The sequence below is a fragment of the Chitinophaga eiseniae genome (genome assembly GCF_012641265.1).
Taxonomy (GTDB): Bacteria; Bacteroidota; Bacteroidia; order Chitinophagales; family Chitinophagaceae; genus Chitinophaga; species Chitinophaga eiseniae_A.
In genome coordinates this window covers 385962-410855 of the sequence record NZ_JABAHZ010000002.1, presented here as the reverse complement: position 1 = coordinate 410855, position 24894 = coordinate 385962, and the positions used below count along the sequence as shown (strand labels likewise).

Below are 24894 nucleotides of genomic sequence, written 5' to 3'. Positions count from 1 at the left end.
AATATTCTTTGCGCCTTTGCTACTTATAACCTTTGCGTGAATCACTTACTCAAATTTTCTTCCCGGTATATTTACCCGGAATGTTTCCACGCACTTCCTGTCTTGCAGCGTAACATACACGGTTTTCCCGTCTTTGTCACCAAATACCAGGTTGCTGCATTGCTTTCCTTTCAGGGGTATTTCCTGTATTAATTTTCCTTTGGGAGATAGCACCGCAATCACCCCTTTCCCCCAGCGGGCTACGTACAGGTTACCTACTTTATCGCATTTCATGCCATCAAAACCGTAGTCGGGGAAGGAAGCGAAGAGGGTTTTGTGGGAGATATTTCCTGCTTTGTCTACCCGGTACTTCCAGATTTTCCGCTGCACGCTTTCATTCACGTACAATGTTTTTTCATCGGGACTCAGTTCTATTCCGTTGGTGGTACCCATATTGGCTTCCAGTAAAACAAGCTGACGATTTTTAGGATCTATGCGCCAGAGTTGCCCGGTATTGTCGGCCCATTTGGGGTCTGTCACAAAGATCTGGTCTTTACTATTGATACAGAGGTCGTTGGGTTGATTAAACTTGTCGGAATGTACAAATACATCGATCTTTTTCGTCTTCATATCCACGGTTAATACATTGTGGCGGATAAAGTCGGGCAGGAACATGGTGCCTTTGCTGTTGAAGTGAATACCATTGGCTACGCTGCTATCGGGCAATGTCACGAATATTTCGCCGGTACCGGTTTTGGTATTGATTTTTCCTACGGTACCATCCTGTTTGAAATTAACGACATAAAAATTACCTGATTTGTCAAAGTTGGGTCCTTCGATATTGACGGAGAACATATTTTCTGCGGTCAGGTCGTGGGCTTCAAACACTGGCAGGTTACTTGTTTTTTGTTGTGCCAGGATGGGTAATCCCCACGCAGTCAGCATTGCGAGGAGGCATATCTGTATTTTCATGTATTATTTGTTTTGGAGCTTTAAATTAAAAAACAATTTCAGAATTTTACGGGGAGTACGGATAGGTGGGTTGGTGTGTAATGAAATTATCAAGAAATAATTACCGTTATAAACGAATCGGTGGCCTGTCAACTAATTTATTAATTTTGCGCCCATGATCCATGTTTCGGAGTTTAAAGATTTGGCGCAGCTGACGATTCACAAGGTAGGAAACTCCTCCAATGACGAGGCGCTACTGTGTTCCAAGGCGCCATTGCAGCTGGAGGATGAAACGATCAGCCAGTTATTGATTACGTATTTTATTCAACCATTTGCCAACGCGGCAGAATATTTCAGGTTCCGGCATGATGCAGATATGGAATTGAATGAAATTTTTCAATATTGTCGGCGTATATTTACCGACCAGAACGAATTCCAGGAGCAGTCGATTAATATTGCCAAACATCTATATAAACATTCCACCCATCCCAAAATCAAGGGGGGCGAGCTTTATATAGCCTACTTTAGCAAATGTCTTGTGGATGGTGAAGAAGTGGAAGCCATAGGCATTTTTAAATCTGAGAATCGCGATACCTATCTGAAAGTATTTCTGTCAGACGAGAACTACCAGGTTAATTACGAAGATGGAATAAATATTAATAAGCTGGATAAAGGCTGCCTGGTTTTTAACACCGAAGAATCTGAAGGTTTTAAAGTAAGTATTGTAGACAGCAACAGCAAACAAAACGAGGCTGTGTACTGGAAAGATGCCTTTCTTCAGGTACAACGCCGGGAAGATAGCTACCTGCAAACTGAAACAGCAGTGGACATGTGCAAACAGTTTATACACAATAAACTGCCAACGGAGTATGAAATGGATAGGGTAGACCAGGTAGATTTGTTAAACAAATCGGCTGCTTATTTTAAGGAGAAGGAGCAATTTCAGCTGGACGATTTTGCCAAAGAAGTTTTAGGACACCCTGATGCCATTGCTTCTTTTAAGGAATACCGGAATGAATACGCGGATCACTTTCAGCAAGACATCCCTGATGAGTTTGAGATATCTGCACCTGCTGTAAAAAAGCAACAGAAAGTATTTAAGAGCATATTAAAATTAGATAAGAATTTTCATATATATATTCATGGAAATCGCGAAATGATAGAGCGGGGGTTTGATGAAGCGACCAACATGAACTATTATAAGCTACTGTTTGAAAATGAGGCGTAGACGAGTGTAGAAAGTACTAACGGCAGCTGTGCGGTTGATTTTGTGAAGAGGGATAAGATAGCATATTTATAATTTTCTCATAAGCAAAAACCAATTGTTAACAAAGGCTGCCTCGTCTGGGCGGCCTTTTATTTTTAGAATGCATGCTGCTGGGAATAAATAACAATAAAAAAGACAACCATCATGGTTGTCTTTTTTATTGTTATTTATGCTCCTTTTTCAGGATTGTTGTTTTTACTTTGCTGGCCCGGCTTTTTATGATGGTGCCTTGGTGGCCGTTTGTCTTGCTTCGGTCCCTGGCCCTGGGCAGGCTGTTTAGGCCCCTGTTGCCTTGGCTCACGTGGTTCCCTTGGCTCTCTTGGTCCCTGGTCGGGCCGCGCCTGTTGTTCAGGACGGGGTTGTTGCTCGCGTCCCTGCTTCGGCTGTCCACCCTGACCTGGCTGCCGCTGCTGTTGCTGCGGACGGTTTTCCTGCCTGGATCTGCGCTCCGGTTGCTGTTGCCGGTTGTCTGGCTTCTGACCACCTTTGGGCTGATCGTTTTTAGGTTGGCCCTGTGACTGGGGCTTTTGTTCGCCGCGTTGTTGTTTTTGTTTGTCTTTATCTTTTTGTTTACGCTTCTGGGCGGTTTTCTCAAGAGATTTAAGACTGATTTGTCCCACCACATCTGCATACCCCAGATCCGCTTCCTTAGGTTTGGCTGTTACCACTTCTACAGGTTTCAGGTCATCCGGTTTAACACCCTGTTTATTGAGCAAGCGTATTTCTTTAGCCCTGGAAATCGTAAGCGGATATTGTTTGTTACTGCCTTCGTAGGAGTACCACATGAGGCTTTTGAAGATATCCCTTTTCTGGAGATGGGCTACCCCACCGGCAGTTTCGATATTATCGGCATCTTCAGGGAAGTCTTTCAGGGCATCCAGGTAGGTATCCAGTTCATAGTTGAGGCAGCATTTCAGGCGGCCGCATTGTCCGGATAACTTTGCCTGGTTAATAGACAAGTTCTGATAACGGGCAGCGGTGGTATTCACGCTTTTGAAATCTGACAGCCAGGTAGAGCAACAGAGCTCCCGGCCACAACTGCCGATGCCACCTACTTTTCCGGCTTCCTGGCGCGCGCCTATCTGGCGCATCTCCACTTTGGCCCTGAATTCAGAGGCATACACTTTAATGAGTTCACGGAAATCAACGCGATCGTCTGCTGTGTAGAAGAAGGTGGCTTTACGGCCATCGGCCTGTATTTCCACTTCTGCGAGTTTCATTTCAAGTCCCAGGTTGCGGGCAAGCGCTCTCGATTTAATGAGGGCTTCCTTCTCGCGGGCCTTGTTGTCATTCATTCGTTGCAGGTCATCGTTGGTAGAACGACGGAGAATTTTTTTTACTTCGGGTGTATCTTCCGCGCGTCGCTTCTTCATTTGGAGTTTTACCAGTTCGCCTGTCAGGCTCACTGTGCCAACGTCAAATCCGCTTACTCCTTCCACTGTTACCATTTCTCCTTTATCAAAGAGTTGTTTGGTCACATTCCGGAAAAAGTCTTTGCGGCTGCCATTGTTAAAACTTACCTCTACAATGTCAAATGGTGCTAAGCTATCACCAAGGGGAATATTGGACAGCCAATCAAATACATTCAGTCTGTTACAACCTCCTGTGCTGCATCCTCCATTACTCTTGCATCCTGACGGCTTCCCATCCACACCCGTACCACATCCGGCACAAGCCATATTATTAATTAGTTTAAATTTTATAAATAAGCATTTCAGGTTATTCCAGTTCTTCAAAATACGTTTTTCCTTCCAGAAAAACAAAAGACCGGAAGCAACAAAGATAGGGAAAAGCAGCCGATAAGCCCCGTAGCACCCGGCGGCTAATTACAGAACAGGTAAAGGTTTCTTTTTAAATATATATTGCAGCTTGAGAGACAATGCATGAAATAGCATTTTCCCGTTGGCATTCCGCTCAATATAATAGCTGGCATTGTTCAGGGCATCTGCAATTTGTTGCATTTGTTCCAGGTTGGCCAGCTTAGCCAGTTTGGCTGCAAAGTCCATTTCTTCCTCTGAAAAGGCTAACAGGCTCCGGTCGATATACTGTAAACGGATCGTGTGTTCCAGCAGGTTAATAAAGTAGCGAAGGAACTGCTTTTGGTTTTCCCTGCCGGTTTTGGCGCTGGAAATCCCTTCAATCCATTCCTGGAGGGCTACCCGGTTACCAGTAAACAGGTGATTGAGCCAGTTACGGAGCAATTCATGGTAATCATCATCGGAATGTTGTAAGAGGTATAATGCCTCGCGATAGTTGCCGGCGGTAATGGTGGCAATTTGCTGTGCCTTGGCGGCCGGTACCTTGCTTTTTTCTTCCAAAGCTTTTACCAGGTCCTGCTTGGCCAGGGCATTTATTCTTATCAGGTGGGTCCGGGATAAAATAGTTGCCAGGATCTGTTCCTGGTTTTCTGCTACCAGGATGAAAAGGGTATTGGCGGGTGGTTCTTCAATCAATTTTAATAAACGGTTGCCTTCATTGCCCAGGTATTCCGGCATCCACATCACCAGTATCTTATACCCACTTTCAAAACTTTTCAGGTTCAGTTTATGAATAATATCCTGGCATTCGGTGGCGGTGATATTACCCTGTTTGTTTTCTGCTCCTATAAACTGTAACCAGTCATAAGCATTACCGTAAGGATTCGTGGTCACAAATTCCCGCCATTCGCTGATATAATCCGTGCTTACCGGCTTATCACCCGCTTTACGCGGAATAACAGGGTAGGAGTAGTGGATATCCGGGTGCACAAACTGGGCTGCTTTGGTACAGGCAGCGCATTGTCCACAGGCATCCTGCTCCTGCTTGTTTTCACAAACCAGGTATTGTGTAAAGGCCAGGCCCAATGGAAGCCCGCCGGCTCCCTCCGGGGCCAGCAGTATCATGGCGTGACTGAGCCTGTTATGTTGAACGGACTGGATGAGTTGTTGCTTAATGTCTGCTTGTCCTATGATATCTGAAAATAGCATGGACGCAAGATAATAAAAAGGGGGTAATCAGGACGGAGGGGAGAAGCGCTCTTGTTTCATTGTGTCACATAACAGGCTCTGTTGAAGCTACCACTCCCGGTAATCCTTTTGTTGTCGCCCGTAAAGAAAAAGCTGCCGGATATTAGCTGCCGTTTGGTGTTTATCCAACGGATAATGATAGCAGAAGAGTCTGTATTAAGAAAGTCGTAGCTGCCGTTAGCGTTGTAGATCCCTGCCATCACCAGTCCTTTGTGTATCGGGTTGGTGCTGCCATGCCGGAACGTAAAGGTATCCAGGCGAATCGTATCATTTTTAATGGCGTCCTGATCAAACATGCCATCAGTCACATTCAACACTATTTTGAAGGAATCGGAAATTGATTCCATACTCCAGTATTTAAGCCCGCCCGAATCAGTTTCCTGCCGGAAGAAGATACTGTTGGTCTGCATCATTTTACGGGTTTGACCATTTATGGAGGCTGTCATGTCCATGTCGGGGCATGAAAAAGAAGGATTATCGATAGGGTGCTGACAGGCGGTGAAGCCAAAAATGAAAGCGTATAGGGCTGCGGTCAGCAGCAGTGTTTGTCTGTAGGTAATTGGTTGTTTCATGAATATTGTTGCCAATTGTGAACAGTAATGCCGGTCGCTCACTTAAACGCATACACGTTTGAAGCAGGCGTCTGCATAAAAAAGTTTAAACACAAAGTTGGCAAAAGGCAGCATGCCTTTATATTATCTATATCTTATTTTTCGATAGCTGCAATCACTTCCGCAGATTCTGGCTGCGTTTTAGGGGAAAATACCGCCACCAGGTTTCCTTTTTCATCCAGCAGGTATTTCTGAAAGTTCCAGGTTACTTCAGTGGGTTCAAAATGTTTGGCTTTACTTTCATCCAACAGCCATTTATACAAGGGGTGAATGTCGGTGCCCTTTACGGATATTTTGGCTGCCATAGGAAAGGTCACTGCATATTTTTTGGTGCAGAACTCCTGGATTTCCTTGTTGCTACCTGGTTCCTGGGAACCGAAATTATTAGCTGGAAATCCTACAATTACCAGTTTGTCCTGGTATTTCTTATAAAGCTTTTCCAAACCTTCGTATTGTGGGGTATTACCGCAAAGAGAGGCGGTATTTACGATCAACACTTTTTTTCCTTTGTATTTGGAGAAATCTATTTTCCCGCCGTCCACTGCATCTACTTTAAAGTCGTAAAGGTGAGAAGAAGCAAAAAGCATCATTATTGACAAGATTGCTAAACGGAACATATAGTAGTTTTTATAAAGACTGATTAAATGATAGCGGATAGCTACGCCTGTAAAGTTAATATTCCCGTACGAAAAAACGGTATCTTTTTTAACGGCGTTAACGAGCTGCCTATCAGGTATTTAATAGCATTAAATCGTTGTGGCATTCAGCTCCAGGCGAAAGCAACACAACATACGCTTACCCTGGCGCCTGCGTGTACCAGGGCTGTACAACAAGCCTCGGTAGTAGCGCCGGTGGTAATCACATCGTCTATCAGTAATACGTGTGATCCGTTTACCTGGTTGCCATTTACCTGGAAAGCAGCGGCTACATTTTGCCAACGGGCAGCCCGCCCTTTCCTGGTTTGAGTAGCGGTAAACTGTAGCCTGCTTAGTGTTTTGGGATATACCGGGAGGGAAATTACCTGTGCTATGCCATTGGCCAGCTGGGTAGCCTGGTTGTAGCCACGTAATTTTTCCTTGTGTGGAAACAGCGGAACCGGCACCAGGAAGTCAACGTCGGGTATCCAGGTACTTTCCGATAATTGATACCCGGTTTGCTTTCCCAGCGACACGGCAATATCGGGTCGTTGCCGGTACTTGAACCGGTGAATGAGTTGTTGTACGCCGGATGACTGTGTGTAATAATAAGTGGCGGTAGCTTGTTGTACGGTTACGCGGCCGTTGAAAATGTTGGCCACCGGGTTATCGGGGTACTGATGAAAACCGGTGACAGGTAATGCTTGCCAGCAACGTAAACATAACAGGTCGCCAGTTGCTGGCAAATCTGTACCACACAGCTCGCAGCAATGCGGATAAAATAAATGAACCAGGGGGGATAACAAACGGGTCAGCATGAAAGTATGTTTTAAAAGGGGTTAAAAGAGTCGCTGGTATACTTCTTCCACTCTTCCTACAGAAATGACTTCGATATGGAATTTACTGAAATCAATTCCTTTTTTGTTATAACGGGAGATAAAAATTTTTTCAAAGCCCAGTTTTTCTGCTTCTGCAATTCTTTGTTCAATGCGGTTTACAGCTCTTATTTCTCCACTCAGTCCTACCTCTCCGGAAAAACATATTTTAGGTGAAATGGCGTTGTCTTCATAAGAAGATAACAGTGCGCATAACACTGCCAGGTCGATGGCAGGATCTTCCACCCGAATACCGCCGGCAATATTGAGAAACACATCTTTTACGCCAAAATGGAAGCCGCCGCGTTTTTCCAATACGGCCAGCAACAGCTGCAACCTGCGCAAATCAAAACCTGTAGCGGTACGTTGGGGCGTGCCGTAGACTGACTGGGTAACGAGTGCCTGCACTTCTACCAGCAATGGGCGCATTCCTTCCATGGTAGCGGCTATTGCTACCCCGCTAAGAAGATCTTCCCGTTGCGAGATAAGAATTTCAGAAGGATTGGTTACCTGTCGCAGCCCGGTGCCGGTCATTTCATAAATACCCAGTTCGGCAGTGGAGCCAAACCTGTTTTTGATCGTGCGTAAAATGCGGTAGGCGTAATGTTGATCGCCTTCAAATTGCAATACAGTATCCACCATATGTTCCAGCACTTTAGGGCCGGCAATAGAGCCGTCTTTTGTGATGTGGCCGATCAGGAAAACGGGGATATTGCTTTCTTTAGCGAAGCGTTGCAGCTCAGCAGTGGTTTCCCTGATTTGGGAAACGCTGCCCGGCGCTGATTCTATAAAAGGGGAATGCAGCGTTTGGATGGAGTCAACAATCACCAGTTGAGGCTGTAGTTTCCTGATTTCCTGGAAAATAGTTTGCGTAGATGTTTCAGTGAGCAGGTAAAACTGTTCATTGGAATTCTGGATGCGGTCGGCCCGCATTTTTATCTGTTGTTCACTTTCTTCTCCACTGATGTAAAGTGTTTTTATATTTTTCAGCTGCAATGCATTTTGCAGGAAGAGGGTCGATTTTCCGATGCCGGGCTCTCCACCTACCAACACCAGCGAACCCGCTACTATACCGCCTCCCAGCACACGATTCAATTCATTGTCGGGGGTCAGCATTTTTTCATCTTCCCGGGTAACGACTTCCGAAAGGTTAATTATTTTTTGGGTGCGGGGAGAGGGGGTATCATTATTTTTCCATTCTTGTTGCTTCTGTGGAATATCTTTCTGCACTCTTTCCTCAACAAAAGTATTCCATTCTCCACAACTCGGACATTTTCCATTCCATTTAGCTGATTCGTATCCACAATTCTGACAGAAGAAAGCAGTTCTTATTTTACTCATAATTTTTAAAAACAGGATGCATACAAAGTAAATGGTTTTATACTTATTGCATCGAAATGATAAAAAGTGGGTATGAAAAAGGGGAGGTAAAAAGGTGTAAAAGAGAAAAGAGCCAAACGGAAGATTCCGCTGACTCTTTCTACTTACTAACCCATTAAATTCAGGTCTAAATTACAAAATGGCTTCAGAATAAAAAAGTTTATTTAATTGATGTGAATAACTTTTGAGCTATCTGTCAGATCAAACAAAGTGGCTGCCATCGCTTGTTTCAGCGCTTGTTTTTATCCAATATTACTTTCATTGGGCACTCGTAAAATGTTGATAAATAGGCTTGATGTCGATCATTTTTGTATATGAAAAAATATTAATAACACACTTTTTTATAAATGACAAACAGGCGCCTTTTTACGCAAAAAAATATTTTTTACGCCAAAATGACAGTGTTAAATTTATAATTTAACGGCAAAAAGAAGGGATGGCAGGTAAATGCTAAATATAACTTAAAGCGGGGTGAATGGAAGGATATTTGCGCCGGTTGGTCAACTTAATTTAATAAAAAATGACACCTGGAATCATGTTTGTTTCGCTGATTTTTGTGGGGATCAGCTTGCTGGTAAGTTCGGTGCTGAAAAGTAAGTTCCGGGCTTACAGTGAAATACCCACTTCCTCCGGTTTGTCTGGTAAAGAAATAGCGGAGAAAATGCTGAGAGATAACCAGATTTATGGGGTACAGGTAAGACAGACCGAAGGGTTTTTGTCGGACCACTATGATCCGGCAAGCAGGACGGTAAACCTGAGTCCCGACGTATATAACGGCGCCAATGTGGCTGCAGCGGCCGTAGCAGCTCATGAATGCGGACATGCCGTGCAGCACGCCGCCGCTTACCCCTGGCTGGGGCTGAGATCCCGGCTGGTGCCGGCCATGCAGTTCACTTCCAATATTGTATCCTGGGTACTGTTGGGCGGTATTCTCCTGATTAATACCTTCCCGCAGCTACTCCTGGCGGGTATTATCCTTTTTGCCATTACTACGGTGTTTGCCCTGGTAACGCTGCCGGTAGAGTTTGATGCATCCCGCCGGGCGCTGATTTGGCTGGATAATAGCCAGGTTATGCGGCCTGCAGAGCATGATAAGGCTAAAAATGCCCTCTGGTGGGCGGCTATGACCTATGTAGTAGCGGCATTGGCCTCCTTAGCCACTTTGTTTCAATATATATTAATATATATGGGCGCCAGGGATAGAAGATAAACACATATACTATATAATAACCTGCGGCGTACCCGGGAGGGTGCGCCTTTTGTTTTATTACTCCTGGAAGAGGCTGGTAAATATCAGAAACTTTCCTGGTGTCCATCTCTGTAAAATAGCTTCAAAAGCAGTTATTCACGGTAGGATTTTGTGCTGTTAATAACTTTAATACAAATTTTTTATTGAAAATCAATCAATTGCAAAGGTGTTATGTAAAAAAGTGGGTAAAATGTATGGTTATTCAACAGTAGCAATGTACCTTTGCACTCCTCATAATAGGGAATTGTTTACAAGACGTAATTTTTATCGTATACAACAATGAATACATTAAGTTTCAAAACTAAATCCGCTAACGACGCTTACGTAAAGCGTGACTGGCATATAGTAGATGCGACTAACCTGACACTCGGTAGGGTTGCTTCCAAAATGGCTGCTATCCTGAGAGGTAAGAACAAGCCTTACTATACGCCTCATACTGATTGTGGTGATTATATCATCGTAATCAACGCCGAAAAGATTGCTTTAACCGGCAACAAGATGGCTGAAAAGGAATATATGCACTACACTGGCTTCCCCGGTGGTCAGAGAATTGAATTGGCTAAGGACCTGATCCGTCGTCGTCCTGAGGTATTGATCGAAAAGGCTGTGAAAGGTATGTTGCCTAAGAACCGCCTGGGCCGTGCTATGTACAAAAAATTATTTGTATATGCCGGTGCTGAACATCCTCATGCAGCGCAGAAACCACAACCTTTAACTTTCTAATTTTTCTCTGATACATGGAAAAGCAAAAAAATACAATAGGTCGTCGTAAGGAAGCTGTTGCCCGCGTGTATATCAACAAGGGTACCGGTAACATTACTGTAAACGACAAAGATTATAAAAACTACTTTTCTCTGATCTACCTGCAAAACCAGGTGGAACTGCCTTTCAAAACGATCGATGCACTCGATAAATTTGATGTAAAAATCAATGCACAGGGCGGTGGTATCAAAGGTCAGGCAGAAGCAATTAAGCTGGGTATTGCCCGCGCACTTTGCGAAGTGAACATCGAGTTCCGTCCGGCACTAAAAGCTGCTGGTCTGCTGAAACGTGATCCACGTGGCGTTGAACGTAAGAAACCAGGTAAAGCGAAAGCAAGAAGAAGCTTCCAGTTCTCTAAACGCTAATATTTTTGAGCTATTGGCTATTAGCTACTGGCTAATTCGCCGGATGCTAAAAGCTAAACATTATTTGATCCTTTTAATTGAGTAATATAAACATGGAAAATAATACCTCATTGCAGCAGCAGTTACTGGAGGCAGGTGTTCACTTCGGTCACCTGAAGAAAAAGTGGAATCCCAAGATGCTGCCTTATATTTTCGCAGAAAAGAAAGGTATTCATATCATTGATCTGAACAAAACCGTAGAAGGATTACAGGAAGCAGCAGCTGCCCTGAAATCTATCGCTAAGAGCGGTAAAAAGATCATGTTCGTTGCTACTAAAAAGCAAGCGAAAGAAATCGTAGCTGATGCTGCGCGTAACATCAACATGCCTTACGTTACTGAAAGGTGGTTAGGTGGTATGCTCACTAACTTCGCTACTATCCGTAAGAGTGTAAAGAAAATGCAGAGCATCGAAAAAATGCTGCAGGACGGTACATTCGACAACATCACTAAGAAAGAACGTCTGACTTTAAGCCGCGATAAAGAGAAAATGGAGAAAGTGCTGGGTGGTATTGCTCAACTGGCACGTGTACCAGCTGCTCTGTTCATGGTAGATATCAGCCACGAACACATTGCACTGGCAGAGGCGAAACGTCTGGGTATTTCTACTTTCGGTATGGTGGATACCAACTCCGATCCTACTAAAGTAGATTTCGCCATTCCTGCGAACGATGATGCTACTAAATCTATCGCTATCGTTACCAGCTACATCTGCGCAGCTATCGCTGAAGGTCTGTCTGAAAGAGCTACAGAGAAAAATGAAGAAGTAGAGGAAGAAGAAGAAGCAGACGATAAGGCACGTAAGTTCGACGTTGAAGGCGGTGAAGATCGCGAAAGAGGTCGTAAACCAGGTGCTCAAGGCGGCGGCGGTGGTCGTGGTCAGGGCGGTCAAGGCGGCGGTGCTAACCGTGGCGGCAGCGGTCGTGGTCCAGGTGGCCAGGGCGGTGCTAACCGTGGTGGTGGCGCTAACCGTGGCGGTGGTGCTCCCGGTGGACAACGTCGTCCATCTGGCGCTGGCAGCAATGGTCCAAGAAAACCAGGCGGCGGAAGATAATTTTTTAGCTATAAGCTATTAGCCTTTAGCGCTTAATAAATGCAGCAGTCGATGATTCCTATCTCCGCAGCATCTGTTAACCGCTAGAGGCTAATAGTTGAAAGCTGGTGATAGTATTGCAATAATTTTTACAACAATTAAACTAATTATAGCTCATGGCAACAATTACAGCAGCTGATGTAAATAAACTGCGTCAGCAAACTGGTGCTGGTATGATGGATTGCAGAAAGGCACTGGTAGAAAGTGATGGCGATTTTGAAAAAGCAGTAGACTACCTGCGTAAGAAAGGCCAGAAAGTGGCTGCATTACGCTCTGACCGTGAAACCAAAGAAGGCGTTATCATCGCTAAAACTTCAGCTGATGGTAAATCCGGTGTGATCGTAGGTCTGGGTTGTGAAACTGACTTCGTAGCTAAAAACGAAGACTTCGTAAAATTTGCGCAGGCTATCGTTGACCTGGCATTGGCTAACGGCATCAAAACTGTTGAAGACCTGAATGCAGCTCAACTGGATGGCGCTACCGTTGCTGATAAAGTAAACGACCAGGTAGCAAAAATCGGTGAAAAAATCACCCTCAATAAATTCGAATTCGTTGAAGCAGGTGGCGTAACTTCCTATATCCACGGTAACTACCGCATGGGTGTACTGGTAGCTTTCTCTAAACCTGTTTCTGAAGAAGTAGGTAAAGACATCGCTATGCAGATTGCTGCGATGAGCCCTATCGCAGTAGATGCTGATAGCGTTCCTGCTGACCTGATTGCCCGTGAAAGAGAAATCGCTGTTGAACAGGTGAAGGCAGAAGGTAAACCTGCTGAAATGGCGGAAAAAATCGCTGCAGGTAAAGTGAATAAATTCTTCAAAGAAAGCACCCTGCTGCAACAGGCGTTCGTAAAAGACAATAACAAGTCTGTAGCGGATTACTTGAAATCAGTAGATGCTGACCTGAAAGTGGCTGGCTTTAAGCGAATCGCTTTAGGTTAATATCACCGCATTGAAAAAAAGGAGAGAAATCGTTTCTCTCCTTTTTTTTGTGCATAACTAATCATACACTTAAATCTATCGGGAACAGGAACAAGAAAAAGCATTTTTTCCTTCTTTCTGCCTTTAAGTTGTATATTAGAATACCGTAATCAGATTAGGAAATCACAATCTTACAATATTTTATAGCGTCATGTTGCCAAAGTATAAGCGTATTTTGCTCAAATTGAGCGGTGAGGCCCTCATGGGGGATGCAAATTATGGTATTGATCCGAAGGTGATAACTCAGTATGCCTACGATATCAAGGCGGTTACTGACCTCGGGGTACAGGTAGCCATCGTGATCGGTGGAGGGAATATCTACCGCGGTATGAACGAAGCCGAAACGGGCATTGAAAGAGCACAGGGAGACTATATGGGAATGCTGGCAACAGTGATTAATGGAATGGCCCTCCAGAGTGGATTGGAAAAAGTAGGTTTATATACCCGCCTGCAGTCTGCCATTAAAATGGAACAAATCGCTGAACCTTATATCCGCCGCCGCGCTATCCGCCACGTGGAAAAAGGTCGTGTTGTAATATTCGGTGGTGGTACCGGTAACCCCTACTTCACTACCGACACCGCAGCCTCTTTACGGGCCATAGAAATACAGGCAGATGTTATCCTGAAAGGTACCCGCGTAGATGGTATCTATACCGCCGATCCGGAAAAAGATAAATCAGCCACCCGCTTCGAAACAATAACCTTCTCCGAAGTATACCAGAAATCCCTCAACGTAATGGATATGACAGCCTTTACCCTTTGCCAGGAAAATAAGCTGCCTATTATCGTATTTGATATGAACCGCCAGGGTAACCTCCTGAACGTAATCATGGGGAAAAATGTAGGAACACTGGTGCAGGGATAAGCACAAGGCATCAAGCAAAAAACATAAAGCTATTGAGGCGAATGATCAAAGCGAATATTTAAAAATCGCTAAGGTCATTCGCCTCAATAGCTTTAAGCGCTACCGGAGTATACTCTTCATGGCCGTAAACGGAATAAACAAGGTTACCTGTCCCAGTGCATAAGGCCCTATTTCATAAGGAACATAACTGAAGGCAACCCCTTTATTGGTAACTATAAAGTTATTATTAGGCGGAATACTTTTTACCAGCAGGTTCTGATCCAGCGCTTCTTCTTCACTCATATGAAACCGGTCTTTGAAAGCCTTATCCAGCAAAGTACTCAGCGTTTCCTTATATCCCGGTTTGAAAATATCATCCGGGGTGAGCACCTGCTTCTTAGAGAGATCCAGCGTTTTGTAAGTAGCTCCCCAATTACCATGTGCGCCACCAGTAAAGTCATATGCATACTTTTCAATTACCAGCAATGGCCAGGTATTGTACACCACTTTCATATCATTGTCGGTAGTCCAATTCCACGACAAGGCGGCGGAAGCATCGCTAAACTCGCTGCTGTCGGCATCTTTGGCGGATACCCGGTAACTCATAATAAAAGAATCGATACCCCTGCGTATATATTGCTGTGGGTTCCGCAACGCGGTGCTGCCGGTTACCTGTTGTATGATAAAATTGGCGATAGTACTATCTACCAGCGAATCCGGCCAGATAATGCTGCTGGAAACCGTCCCAATGGGTGATTTGGGAAAGGAGGGAATTAAGCTGGCAGAATCTATCTGGTAAAATACCTGCAAAGGCACCGCCTTTTTCAGGTCGGTATGAAATTCAAAATGATAAGAGGTACCGTTGCCATGCCATACTCCTTTGAAATTCCCTTCGTCTGAAAGGTATCCGCTGAACAGGCGATCTTCCGCACTGTTATTAGTTTCTTCGTAGAGGTTTACCAGGCCGGAGTCGAGTGTTCCCCATAAACCTACCGGCCTGCCGGTACTATCATCGCAATAGTAACCGCGAAACAGGTGAGGCGCTGTTTTTAACAGCTGCATGGTAATTTCCTTGTCACCCAGTTTCCCTTTCAGCTGTGTATAAAAGAGAGGTGCAGACGCCAGCGGAACAATAATGTTAGTGGTGTCGCCGGGGCCGGTGTTACCGTTGCCATTGCGCGTATGACAGGAAAACAGGGCAACCACAAATATCAACAGCAGAAATGAAGCTCTTTTCATAGTATGATTTATATCAGGTAGCTCAAAATTACTATTATCCTTCCATACCTTTGAGGACCCGTTTGAACCAATAAAATTAACTGCGCATGTTGAACCAGAAAATAGCTGATTTAAGGAAAGATTATAAGCTGGCTTCCCTGGATGAAAGCGAAGTAGCGCCTTATCCATTATCCCAGTTTGGTAAATGGTGGCAGGATGCTATCCATAGTGAAATTGAAGAGCCTAATGCCATGACACTGGCCACCAGCACGCCAGATGGGCATCCTTCAGCACGTATTGTATTACTGAAAAGTTTTGATGAAGAAGGGTTTCTATTTTTTACCAACTACGAAAGCCGCAAAGGGCAAGAGCTGGCCGCCAATCCGCATGTGACGCTGTTGTTTTTCTGGCGGGAACTGGAGAGGCAGGTACGCATAGAAGGTACGGTGAGTAAAGCCCCGATGGCTGTCAGCAACGAATATTATAACAGCAGGCCATTGGGAAGCAGGATAGGAGCCATTGCCTCGCCTCAGAGTAAGGTCATTCCTGACCGATCGTTCCTGGAAGAACAGGTAGACCAGGTAGCTTCAAAATATAAGCAGGAAGCCCCGCAAAGGCCCGATTACTGGGGTGGATACCTGGTGAAGCCACAGGTCATTGAATTCTGGCAGGGGAGAAGTAGCCGGCTGCACGACAGAATCCTGTATACATTGACCGCTGAAGGTAGCTGGAAAATAGAGCGACTGGCCCCTTAAGAGCATAAAGACGAAAGCAAAAAGCTATTGAGGCGAATGATCAAAGCAGATATTATGAAATCGCTCTGATCATTCGCCTCAATAGCTTTTTGCTTTATGCTTCAAGCTTTCAGCTTCTTACGCTTTTGGCGCTGCTGCTTTAGCTGCAGAATTTTTTCTGGTTTTAGCAGATCTTACTTTGCCGAAAGATTTACTGAAGATTTTACCTCTTTTGGTTTTAATATCTCCTCTACCCATAACGAATAATTTGAAGTTTGTTGTTTAAATATGATGTTATCAGCCTGCAAATTACTGTAATTCGATGAAATAGCGTAGTGCTGGCCCTTTGATATAAAAAAAAAGCAAGAAACATGATTGTTCCTTGCTTGAATAAGTTGTGCTAACTGATTAGAGCTTGTCAGATAAAGCTTTACCAGCTTTGAATTTAGCAACTTTCTTAGCCTTGATCTTGATGATCTGACCGGTTTGTGGGTTTCTACCGTTACGTGCAGCACGTTTAGAAACGGAGAAAGTACCGAAACCAACCAAAGTTACTTTACCACCTTTTTTCAGGGTATCAGCAACAGCTTTGGTGAAAGAATCCAGAGCTTCGTTAGCTTGGGTTTTGGTAATGCCTGCATCTTTAGCAAGCTTGTCGATTAATTCGGCTTTGTTCATAGTTAGTAAGATTTAACTAGTGAAAAAATGTTTGATGTGAGCAAATATAGCGCGTTTTATCAGATTACCAAATTTTTTACAACTTTTTTATAGAAAATTTTATCGGCTGAAAAACGCTACTGGTAACGGTTACAGCTGATTAGGCTATAATATGCTAAAGTACCCGACTTTAGCATAATCCCATGAAACCCTTTGTGGAAGCATGTTTACCCGTTTTTTTACTATTAACGTGGCTTTGGACCAAGTATTGTACCAAAGTCCGGATGCCTTGAAAATAGTGGATTTCCTGTGGATAAGTTTAGTCAAGACCCCTTACTTAAATGACCTCCATCACGGTATTAAATGCCACAAAAGCATCGCCGAAGATGGCGTAGGCACGCTGCCGCAGGGCTTGTTGATGCTGCATTACGAACCGGTTATATTCCTCCAGGCTATCGGCAAGGTATTGCACTACATAGGTAGGTCCTTCCTCATCGTCTTGCTCCAGTAACCGGCTTATACGGTATTCCCGGAATAACCCGGTAGCCATGATAGCCGGAATCTGCTCCTCCTTCATCCACTTTATCCACTGAAAACTCAGCCCTGTGGCCACTTTTGTGGTTACATTATATATGATCATATCTTCCGTTTGTAAGGCTTAAAGGGCCAGCTCCACGAACACCGGACAATGGTCAGAATGCTTTACCTGCTGGTAAATGGAGGCATGTTTAAGCTTGTCTTTTAGGGGAGATGTTACATTAATATAGTCGATACGCCAGCCTTTGTTATTGTTCCTGGCATTGGCCCGGAAGCTCCACCAGCTGTACTGGTGCGGTTCCGGGTTGAAATGACGGAAACTGTCTACAAAACCGCTCTCAAAGAAGCGGTCCATCCAGGCCCGTTCTTCGGGTAAAAAGCCAGTCGAATTTTTATTGCTTACCGGGTCGTGGATGTCAATGGGCTTATGACAAATGTTGTAATCGCCGCATACTGCCACGTTTGGGCGGGTTTTCTTCAGGGCGTCCAGGTATTGGAAAAATTCCTCCAGCCACTGGTATTTATAGGTTTGCCTGTCATCTCCGCTGGTGCCGGAAGGGAAATAGGTATTGATCAGCGTAAGATCGCCAAAATCCAGCCGTATAAAGCGACCTTCCTGGTCGCTCTGTTGATGACCGCTGCCGTATTGAACAAAATCTGGCTTGATACGGGTCAACACGGCCACGCCGCTGTAGCCCTTCTTTTGGGCCGGAAACCAGTAATGTTCATATCCCAGTTGCTCAAATTGCTGAAAGTCGACGTTTTCCTGGTGGGCTTTTATTTCCTGAAGGCAGATAATATCGGCAGGATCAGATTGTAACCATTCGGTAAATCCTTTGGTCATGGCCGATCTCAGGCCATTAACGTTGTAAGATATGATTCTCATGCGCTGTAAACTTTGAATAGCCGGTGTTTAGCGGCAGGTAGCATAGGGGAGTATGCGCGGCCAAACACCAGCTACTACTTTATTTAGATATCGTATTCCAGGTTGGGGCGGAGCCATTGTTCAGCTTCCTCTACTGTCCAGCCTTTGCGGGCTGCATAGTCTATTACCTGGTCTTTTTCTATTTTTCCGAGCCCGAAGTATTTGCCTTCCGGGTTAGCAAAATACCAGCCGCTAACGCTGGATGCAGGGTACATCGCAAGCGATTCGGTTAAGGTAATGCTGGTATTTTCGGTGGCATTCAGGAGGTCAAACAGCTTGTACTTTTCGGTATGGTCTGGGCAGGCAGGGTAACCTGGCGCCGGACGTATCCCCGCGTATTCTTCCTTAATCAGCTGTTCATTGGTAAGGTGCTCTTCGGATGCATATCCCCAGAACTCTTTACGTACCCGTTCGTGCATCAGTTCCGCAAAAGCCTCTGCCAGCCTGTCGGCCAGCGCTTTCAGCATAATGCTGTTATAGTCGTCATGCTCGGCTTTAAATTTATCAAGCCACTGTTCGATGCCGATACCGGTTGTTACTGCAAAGCCGCCAATATAGTCGGTTTTGCCGGTTTCCGCAGGGGCAATGAAATCCGCGAGTGACAGGTTGGCCTGACCTGGCGCCTTCTTCACCTGCTGACGCAGGAATTCCAGCTGGGCAGGGGCAATATCTGGCTGTTCTGGCGTTACTTTTACAGAGTCCGGAGCCACGCGGTTAGCCGGGAAAATGCCTATTACCGCATTGGCGGTCAGCCATTTCTCTGCAACAATTTTTTTCAGCAGTTCCTTTGCATCGTTGTACAGGCGGGTGGCTTCTACCCCTACTACTTCATCACTGAGGATCTGCGGGAACTTACCATGGAGCTCCCAGGCAATGAAGAATGGCTGCCAGTCAATATATTTTGCAATTTCTCCCAGGTCGTATTGCTCAAATTTCCGGATACCGGTCATTTTAGGCTTTACAGGCGTGAAAGCGGGCCAGTCGATCACCGTTTTGTTTTCCTGAGCCACAGCAATCGGGAGAAACTGTTTGGTTTGTTTTTTATTCTTGAATGCCTCGCTCAGTTTCTCATATTCACTCTTAATACCAGCCAGGAAATCGGGTTTCAGGGCTTTGTTGAGCAAACTGCCCGTAACGGTTACGCTGCGGGAAGCATCCAGTACGTGTACTACTCCATGTCCATATTCCTGCGCTATCTTCACAGCGGTATGGGTACGGCTGGTGGTAGCACCGCCAATGATGAGCGGAATGTTGAAGTCCTGTCTTTTCAGTTCACGGGCTACGTGCACCATTTCATCCAGGCTGGGGGTAATCAGGCCGCTGAGACCAATGATATCCACTTTTTCCTGGCGGGCTGTTTGCAGGATTTTCTCTGCCGGAACCATTACCCCCAGGTCAATAATTTCATAGCCGTTACAGGCCAGCACTACGCCTACAATATTTTTACCGATGTCGTGTACGTCGCCTTTTACGGTGGCCAGCAATATTCTACCGGCATTTTTTATTTCGCCGCCCTGCTCAGCCTGGATCCGGGCTTTTTCTTCCTCAATGTAAGGGGTGAGGATGGCTACGGATTTTTTCATTACGCGGGCGCTTTTTACTACCTGTGGCAGGAACATTTTACCACTGCCAAACAGGTCGCCAACTATGTTCATCCCCGCCATCAGCGGGCCTTCGATCACATCCAGCGGACGGGGATATTTCTGACGGGCTTCTTCAGTATCACCATCTATGTAGTCGGTAATGCCGTTTACCAGTGCGTGACTTAATCTTTCTTCCACGGTACCGGTGCGCCAGGTTTCATCTTTCTCCACTACCTTACCTTTGGCCTTCACGGTTTCGGCAAACTGTATCAATCTCTCTGTGGCATCTTCTCGCCTGTTTAGTATGGCATCCTCACATAATTCGCGGAGCTGTGGTTCTATGTCATCATAGATTTGCAGCATCCCGGCATTTACGATACCCATGTCCATGCCCGCTTTGATGGCATGAAACAGGAATACGGAGTGCATGGCTTCCCGTACCGTTTCATTACCACGGAAGGAAAAGGATACGTTACTTACCCCACCACTTACTTTCGCCAGGGGCATTAGTTCTTTGATGCGGCGGGTAGCGCTGATAAATTCTACGGCGTAGTTGTTATGCTCTTCGATACCGGTAGCAATTGCAAATATATTGGGATCGAATATGATATCCTGTGGGTCATAGCCTACTACTTCGGTCAGGATCTTATAAGCGCGGTGACTGAACTGCACTCTCTTTTCTTCTGTGTCGGCCTGTCCGTGCTCATCAAAGGCCATTACCACTACGGCGGCGCCGTAACTTCTGCAGATGTGGGCTTGTTCAATGAATTTGGCTTCTCCTTCCTTTAAGCTGATGGAGTTTACAATACACTTCCCCTGTACGCATTTCAACCCCGCTTCAATCACAGAAAACTTACTGGAGTCGATCATGATCGGGATACGGGAGATATCCGGTTCCGCTGCCAGCAGGTTCAGGAAAGTAGCCATGGCTGCTTCGCCATCGAGGAGGGCATCGTCCATGTTTACGTCCAGGATCTGGGCCCCGCTTTCTACCTGTTGACGGGCAACAGACAGGGCTTCTTCGAAATGACCTTCCCTGATAAGGCGGGCAAATTTCTTGGAACCGGTTACGTTGGTACGTTCCCCTACGTTGATAAAGTTGGTTTCAGGTCTGACCACCAGCGGTTCCAATCCGCTGAGGCGCAGATAGGGTTTGATAACCCGTTGACCTTCACCGGCAATTGGTTCACTGATGTCCGTATTATTGATAATAACTTCGCTCATTGTTGCTGTTGGTGGTGTTTAATAAAAAACTGTCCAGAGATAGGTTATGCCAGCGTTTCAGCCAATACTGGCCTGCGGCGTGGTTGAATATGCTTTACATGTTCCGCAATGTGGCGTATATGATCCGGGGTTGTCCCGCAACAGCCACCTACCACGTTCACAAAGCCCGATGTGGCGAAATCTTCTATGATGCAGGCGGTATCTTCCGGTTCTTCGTCATATTCTCCAAAGGCATTAGGCAAGCCGGCATTGGGATAGCAGCTTACATAGCAGCTGGCAATGTTGGATAATTCCTCTACATAAGGACGCATTTGTTGTCCGCCCAGTGCGCAGTTCAGGCCAACTGAAAATGGATTGGCGTGCATCACGGAGATGTAGAATGCTTCCAGTGTTTGTCCACTCAGGGTTCTGCCGGAAGCATCGGTAATCGTACCAGAAATCATGACAGGCAACTCGGGGTTGCCGGATTCCCTGAAATACTTTTTGATGGCATAAATGGCCGCCTTACAGTTGAGGGTATCGAAAATAGTTTCTATCAGTAAAATATCCACGCCGCCCTCGTACAAGCCCCTGATCTGCTCTTCATAGGCTGTTGCTACTTCGTCGAAGTAAACGGAGCGGAAGCCGGGGTTGTTAACGTCTGGCGATAGCGACAGGGTTTTGTTCATGGGCCCTATGGCGCCGGCTACAAAGCGTGGCTTATCAGGATTTTTGGCGGTGTATTCCACTGCTGCTTTCTTCGCAATCTTTGCAGCGGCTACATTCAGTTCATAAGCCAGTTCCTGCATGTCGTAATCGGCCATGGCAATGGAAGTGCTGCTGAAGGTATTGGTTTCAATAATGTCAGCGCCTGCTTCCAGGTACTCCTTGTGAATAGCTTCAATAATCTGAGGCTGGGTAAGATTCAGCAGGTCATTGTTCCCTTTAAGATCGCTGGGGTAGTCGGCAAATCGGGCGCCCCTGTAGTCTGATTCCTGGAGTTGGTAGCGTTGGATCATGGTGCCCATTGCACCATCTATAATGAGTATGCGCTCATCAGCGCAGTCCTGTAAAGATTTCATATCTGTTAAGACGTTTATTAGTTACTGTTAAGAAATGATAACGGGGTCGAACAATAAACAAATCCACCCCGTAAAAGTGCCACAAATATAACCTTTTCCCAGCTATTTTCTTGATTTGTGTATTTACGGAAAATAAGAAGTAGCCAGCCTTTAAACGGGTTTTTATGATATGTTTATAATGTTGTTGTTAAATATAGATTTTGATTATACCATAAATTTAATTTGGTAAAAGTCTACAAAGTCTACTATATTTGTGGAGTAATAAATGATATCATGCAACAAAATGATAGAAATAGTGTGAATTTACCAGCCCTGGCCACCCACCAGTCCTTTACCTGCGCCTCGTGTAGCTGCTGTTGCTGCTAACGTATTCGTCATTAGTTCTCCCATTTTTTTATTACAACAACAAAATCGTCAGTCATGACTATCTCAGAACATATCCATACCCTGCATAAACACCTGGCCAGCCTTGGTTTACAGCCTGTGCCCCAGTCAAACGATTCACAATCGGAAGTGTTCAAGGTATGTTTCTTAAATAAATATGAAATGCAGCGCTGGAAGGCCCTGCAAGAGCAACAAACATCAGAAACCAATCATAAAATATTACCTGATACCCCTGCAAAGGGTACTGCCAGATAACTTTTTCATAACGTGGAATTACAGGTTAAACGAAGACGGGTGCTGTTGAGCACCCGTATTTATTTTCAGTCGTTTATGCTCTTACTTATTTGTTTTGCACATAACTCTCCAGCGGTAAGCGGTTGCTGATAGAACGTGCCAGCGTCATCTCATCGGCATATTCCAACTCCCCACCAAAGGCAATACCACGGGCTATCGTGGTAATTTTTACCGGAAATGCCTGTAGTTTTTTAGAGAGATAATAAATGGTGGTATCCCCTTCAATCGTCGGACTTACCGCCATAATTACTTCTTCTACTCCCTGGTGCTGCACCCGCTCTACGAGCGAATGTATATTTAACTGATCCGGGCCTATACCATCAATAGGAGAGATAATGCCTCCCAATACATGATATAAGCCATTGAATTGCTGCGTGTTCTCTATCGCCATCACATCTCGGATGCTTTCTACCACGCATACCACCTGCTTTTGCCGGGAATGGCTGCTGCAAATACTGCATACTTCGGCGTCTGACACATTATGGCACACTTTGCAAAACTGGATCTGCTGCCGCATCCTGGCAATAGCTTCTCCAAACTGCTCCACCTGGGCTGTTTCCTGCTTTAACAGGTGCAATACCAGGCGTAAGGCCGTTTTTTTGCCGATACCAGGCAGTTTTGCAAATTCATTTACCGCGTTTTCTATCAGTGCAGAGGAAAATATCATGGTGCAAAGGTAGGAATATTGCAGCGGAGGGAACAGCAGCGCTCCCTCCGCCACGATCAGATTAAATACTTATTTTCTTGGGCACAGTCCAGTAAGCCTTGAGGTTTACCTTGTCGATCACAATAACCCGCTCCGGCTGTTTCTTTGGCTGGGTATAGTAGTTCCCCCGGTCCCATTTACCATTGCCGTTGGTATCCAGCAACAGCCTGATCTGGTATTCGCCAGGTGTAATAAAGCGCTGGCTCCATTTGCCATTCACAATGGTCCCCGAATATTTTATGGTTTTATCCTGTACCAGCTGTACCACGTAATGCATATTGCTATCGTTGATCGCTTCCCGGGTACTATCGCTGATAGTGAGTTCCGTGACCGTGAAAATGGCATAATCTGCCACTTTTTTCGTTCGGAAGCTAATAGTGTCGGCCCTGGCCAGCTGCTGCCCCGCCGTATCGGTAGGCGCATCTTTAGGAATAATAAACCGGTAGGGAATGCCTTCCTTCCAGGTATGGGTAATGGTCAGCTGTGTCCGGGTCGAATCCATGTTACTGGTAAACGGTACGCTGTTATAGGCGCTGTCTTCTCCCAATATTGTCCGGTTGCTGTCCAGGTTTCTCAGGGGCAGTGAAAAGGTTATTTTCAACGGCGCCGGCAATTCCTGCATACCACCATCTAAAGCGGCAGTAGCCGTGAGTTTGGGCAGCTTTTTCTTTTTCTTATCCTTATTTTCTTCTTCCTGCTGAAGGTCAGTAGAATCTACCGGCTCCGGTGGCGGCTTAATCGTACTGTCTTTTTCCATAAACAGGAGCATATTTACATCCGACACATTGTTTTCCTTTAAAACCACAGGGGCCTCTACAAAGGCGATCAACTCGCTGGGCTGGTCGTATTGCAGGTCGCGGTCTTCCTCCTTCAGCGCGAAAATCTTATAGGCGCCGGGAGCAATATTTTTAAACCGGAAAGAGCCATCTCCCTTGGTTTTGGCGTAATACACCGGCTTTTCCTTGGATACCACCGAGTCGCTGAGGTCCCGGTATAACATTACTGCGATGTTACTGTCTACCTTACCATTTTCGGCATCTATAAGGTGACCGGACACCTGCAAACTATCCAGGTAATCACCGGTAGATACCACGTATTGAAAATCCTGGGCAACATTACGTTCATTGATATCCCGAATGGCGTCGGCAAAGTTGAAAGTATAGGTGGTATTGGGTTGTAGCGTATCCTTGATTTCAAGGGTAACGGTATGTAACTTGGCTATTACAATAGGAGTCGCCTTCAGGGTAGGCGAAACGATCAGCTTATCGTTTACATTGTCCAGCTCTACATATTCATCAAAAATAAAAGACACTTTTTTACTCTTGAAATGAAGGGAAGAGTCACGCGGCGTTACCTGCAGCAGCACTGGGGGTAAGCTATCCCTGGGACCGCCGCTGGGCGGCACAATGTTGGCGCATCGCGTAAATGTAATGGAAACGATAATAAACATCAGCCAGAAAATCCAGCTCCTGATATATTGATTCATGTACCTGGTCGTATTAAGTAGGCTACAAACTTACGAACTCATTTAAAGAATT

At 45.4% G+C, this 24894-nt stretch carries 25 protein-coding genes; 9 read left to right on the top strand and 16 right to left on the bottom strand.

Annotated elements, in window-relative coordinates:
• Positions 1 to 45: 45 nt before the first annotated feature.
• Positions 46 to 951, bottom strand: a complete 906-nt coding sequence (locus HGH91_RS09295) for an SMP-30/gluconolactonase/LRE family protein (RefSeq protein WP_168738184.1) — start codon at positions 949 to 951, stop codon at positions 46 to 48.
• 154 nt (positions 952 to 1105) lie between these two features.
• Here HGH91_RS09295 and HGH91_RS09290 point away from each other — a divergent pair, with 154 nt between their 5' ends.
• Positions 1106 to 2158, top strand: a complete 1053-nt coding sequence (locus tag HGH91_RS09290) for a nucleoid-associated protein (RefSeq protein WP_168738183.1) — start codon at positions 1106 to 1108, stop codon at positions 2156 to 2158.
• A 206-nt stretch (positions 2159 to 2364) separates the two neighbouring features.
• On the opposite strand, the gene HGH91_RS09285 is transcribed toward HGH91_RS09290, so the two are convergent.
• The 6 genes from HGH91_RS09285 to radA form a co-directional block, all read right to left on the bottom strand.
• A complete protein-coding gene (locus HGH91_RS09285) occupies positions 2365 to 3876 on the bottom strand; it encodes a stage 0 sporulation family protein (protein ID WP_168738182.1) in 1512 nt (503 codons plus the stop codon).
• A 147-nt stretch (positions 3877 to 4023) separates the two neighbouring features.
• Entirely contained in the window at positions 4024 to 5163 is a 1140-nt protein-coding gene (locus HGH91_RS09280; protein ID WP_168738181.1) for an ATP-binding protein, read from the bottom strand.
• 56 nt (positions 5164 to 5219) lie between these two features.
• Positions 5220 to 5774: a hypothetical protein gene (locus HGH91_RS09275; protein ID WP_168738180.1), complete on the bottom strand. Its 555-nt coding sequence runs from the start codon at positions 5772 to 5774 to the stop codon at positions 5220 to 5222.
• A gap of 134 nt (positions 5775 to 5908) precedes the next feature.
• Complete coding sequence (locus tag HGH91_RS09270) at positions 5909 to 6430, bottom strand: glutathione peroxidase (RefSeq protein ID WP_168738179.1); 522 nt, start codon at positions 6428 to 6430, stop codon at positions 5909 to 5911.
• Between the two features lie 146 nt (positions 6431 to 6576).
• The gene (locus HGH91_RS09265; protein ID WP_168738178.1) at positions 6577 to 7266 is read right to left on the bottom strand and encodes a ComF family protein; all 690 of its coding nucleotides are present in this window, start codon (positions 7264 to 7266) and stop codon (positions 6577 to 6579) included.
• Positions 7267 to 7287: 21 nt separating this feature from the next.
• A complete protein-coding gene (gene radA, locus HGH91_RS09260; protein WP_168738177.1) occupies positions 7288 to 8664 on the bottom strand; it encodes a DNA repair protein RadA in 1377 nt (458 codons plus the stop codon).
• A 559-nt stretch (positions 8665 to 9223) separates the two neighbouring features.
• On the opposite strand from radA, the gene HGH91_RS09255 reads away from it, so the two are divergent.
• From HGH91_RS09255 to pyrH, 6 genes are all read left to right on the top strand, one after another.
• Complete coding sequence (locus tag HGH91_RS09255) at positions 9224 to 9913, top strand: zinc metallopeptidase (RefSeq protein ID WP_168738176.1); 690 nt, start codon at positions 9224 to 9226, stop codon at positions 9911 to 9913.
• A 318-nt stretch (positions 9914 to 10231) separates the two neighbouring features.
• Entirely contained in the window at positions 10232 to 10675 is a 444-nt protein-coding gene (gene rplM / locus HGH91_RS09250; protein ID WP_145661602.1) for a 50S ribosomal protein L13, read from the top strand.
• A 14-nt stretch (positions 10676 to 10689) separates the two neighbouring features.
• On the top strand, positions 10690 to 11079 hold the full coding sequence (gene rpsI / locus HGH91_RS09245; RefSeq protein ID WP_145661599.1) for a 30S ribosomal protein S9: 390 nt from the start codon (positions 10690 to 10692) through the stop codon (positions 11077 to 11079).
• A 92-nt stretch (positions 11080 to 11171) separates the two neighbouring features.
• Positions 11172 to 12170 carry a 30S ribosomal protein S2 gene (gene rpsB / locus HGH91_RS09240; RefSeq protein WP_168738175.1) on the top strand — a complete coding sequence of 333 codons (999 nt, stop codon included), beginning with the start codon at positions 11172 to 11174 and terminating at the stop codon, positions 12168 to 12170.
• A gap of 155 nt (positions 12171 to 12325) precedes the next feature.
• Positions 12326 to 13150, top strand: a complete 825-nt coding sequence (tsf, locus tag HGH91_RS09235; RefSeq protein WP_145661593.1) for a translation elongation factor Ts — start codon at positions 12326 to 12328, stop codon at positions 13148 to 13150.
• Positions 13151 to 13340: 190 nt separating this feature from the next.
• Positions 13341 to 14054, top strand: coding sequence for a UMP kinase (pyrH, locus tag HGH91_RS09230; protein WP_145661588.1), 714 nt, complete (start codon positions 13341 to 13343; stop codon positions 14052 to 14054).
• A gap of 99 nt (positions 14055 to 14153) precedes the next feature.
• On the opposite strand, the gene HGH91_RS09225 is transcribed toward pyrH, so the two are convergent.
• Positions 14154 to 15272 carry a DUF3298 and DUF4163 domain-containing protein gene (locus HGH91_RS09225; protein ID WP_168738174.1) on the bottom strand — a complete coding sequence of 373 codons (1119 nt, stop codon included), beginning with the start codon at positions 15270 to 15272 and terminating at the stop codon, positions 14154 to 14156.
• 86 nt (positions 15273 to 15358) lie between these two features.
• Between HGH91_RS09225 and pdxH the strand changes: the two genes are divergently transcribed.
• On the top strand, positions 15359 to 16006 hold the full coding sequence (gene pdxH, locus HGH91_RS09220; RefSeq protein WP_211092251.1) for a pyridoxamine 5'-phosphate oxidase: 648 nt from the start codon (positions 15359 to 15361) through the stop codon (positions 16004 to 16006).
• Positions 16007 to 16123: 117 nt separating this feature from the next.
• Here pdxH and HGH91_RS09215 read toward each other — a convergent pair whose 3' ends face one another.
• The 6 genes from HGH91_RS09215 to HGH91_RS09190 form a co-directional block, all read right to left on the bottom strand.
• On the bottom strand, positions 16124 to 16243 hold the full coding sequence (locus tag HGH91_RS09215) for a 30S ribosomal protein THX (RefSeq protein WP_145661582.1): 120 nt from the start codon (positions 16241 to 16243) through the stop codon (positions 16124 to 16126).
• Positions 16244 to 16393: 150 nt separating this feature from the next.
• Entirely contained in the window at positions 16394 to 16663 is a 270-nt protein-coding gene (locus HGH91_RS09210; protein ID WP_012788562.1) for an HU family DNA-binding protein, read from the bottom strand.
• A 316-nt stretch (positions 16664 to 16979) separates the two neighbouring features.
• Positions 16980 to 17282, bottom strand: a complete 303-nt coding sequence (locus HGH91_RS09205) for a DUF4286 family protein (RefSeq protein WP_168738173.1) — start codon at positions 17280 to 17282, stop codon at positions 16980 to 16982.
• Between the two features lie 18 nt (positions 17283 to 17300).
• Positions 17301 to 18065 (bottom strand): exodeoxyribonuclease III, encoded by a 765-nt coding sequence (locus HGH91_RS09200; protein WP_168738172.1) that lies wholly within the window; start codon positions 18063 to 18065, stop codon positions 17301 to 17303.
• Between the two features lie 83 nt (positions 18066 to 18148).
• The gene (gene metH / locus HGH91_RS09195; RefSeq protein ID WP_168738171.1) at positions 18149 to 20911 is read right to left on the bottom strand and encodes a methionine synthase; all 2763 of its coding nucleotides are present in this window, start codon (positions 20909 to 20911) and stop codon (positions 18149 to 18151) included.
• 44 nt (positions 20912 to 20955) lie between these two features.
• Positions 20956 to 21972 (bottom strand): homocysteine S-methyltransferase family protein, encoded by a 1017-nt coding sequence (locus HGH91_RS09190; RefSeq protein ID WP_168738170.1) that lies wholly within the window; start codon positions 21970 to 21972, stop codon positions 20956 to 20958.
• Between the two features lie 420 nt (positions 21973 to 22392).
• On the opposite strand from HGH91_RS09190, the gene HGH91_RS09185 reads away from it, so the two are divergent.
• Positions 22393 to 22611 carry a hypothetical protein gene (locus tag HGH91_RS09185; RefSeq protein ID WP_168738169.1) on the top strand — a complete coding sequence of 73 codons (219 nt, stop codon included), beginning with the start codon at positions 22393 to 22395 and terminating at the stop codon, positions 22609 to 22611.
• Positions 22612 to 22696: 85 nt separating this feature from the next.
• Here the strand turns inward: HGH91_RS09185 and recR are convergent, their stop codons facing one another.
• Complete coding sequence (recR, locus tag HGH91_RS09180) at positions 22697 to 23317, bottom strand: recombination mediator RecR (protein WP_168738168.1); 621 nt, start codon at positions 23315 to 23317, stop codon at positions 22697 to 22699.
• A gap of 61 nt (positions 23318 to 23378) precedes the next feature.
• Positions 23379 to 24842 (bottom strand): Ig-like domain-containing protein, encoded by a 1464-nt coding sequence (locus tag HGH91_RS09175; protein ID WP_168738167.1) that lies wholly within the window; start codon positions 24840 to 24842, stop codon positions 23379 to 23381.
• Between the last annotated feature and the right edge of the window lie 52 nt (positions 24843 to 24894).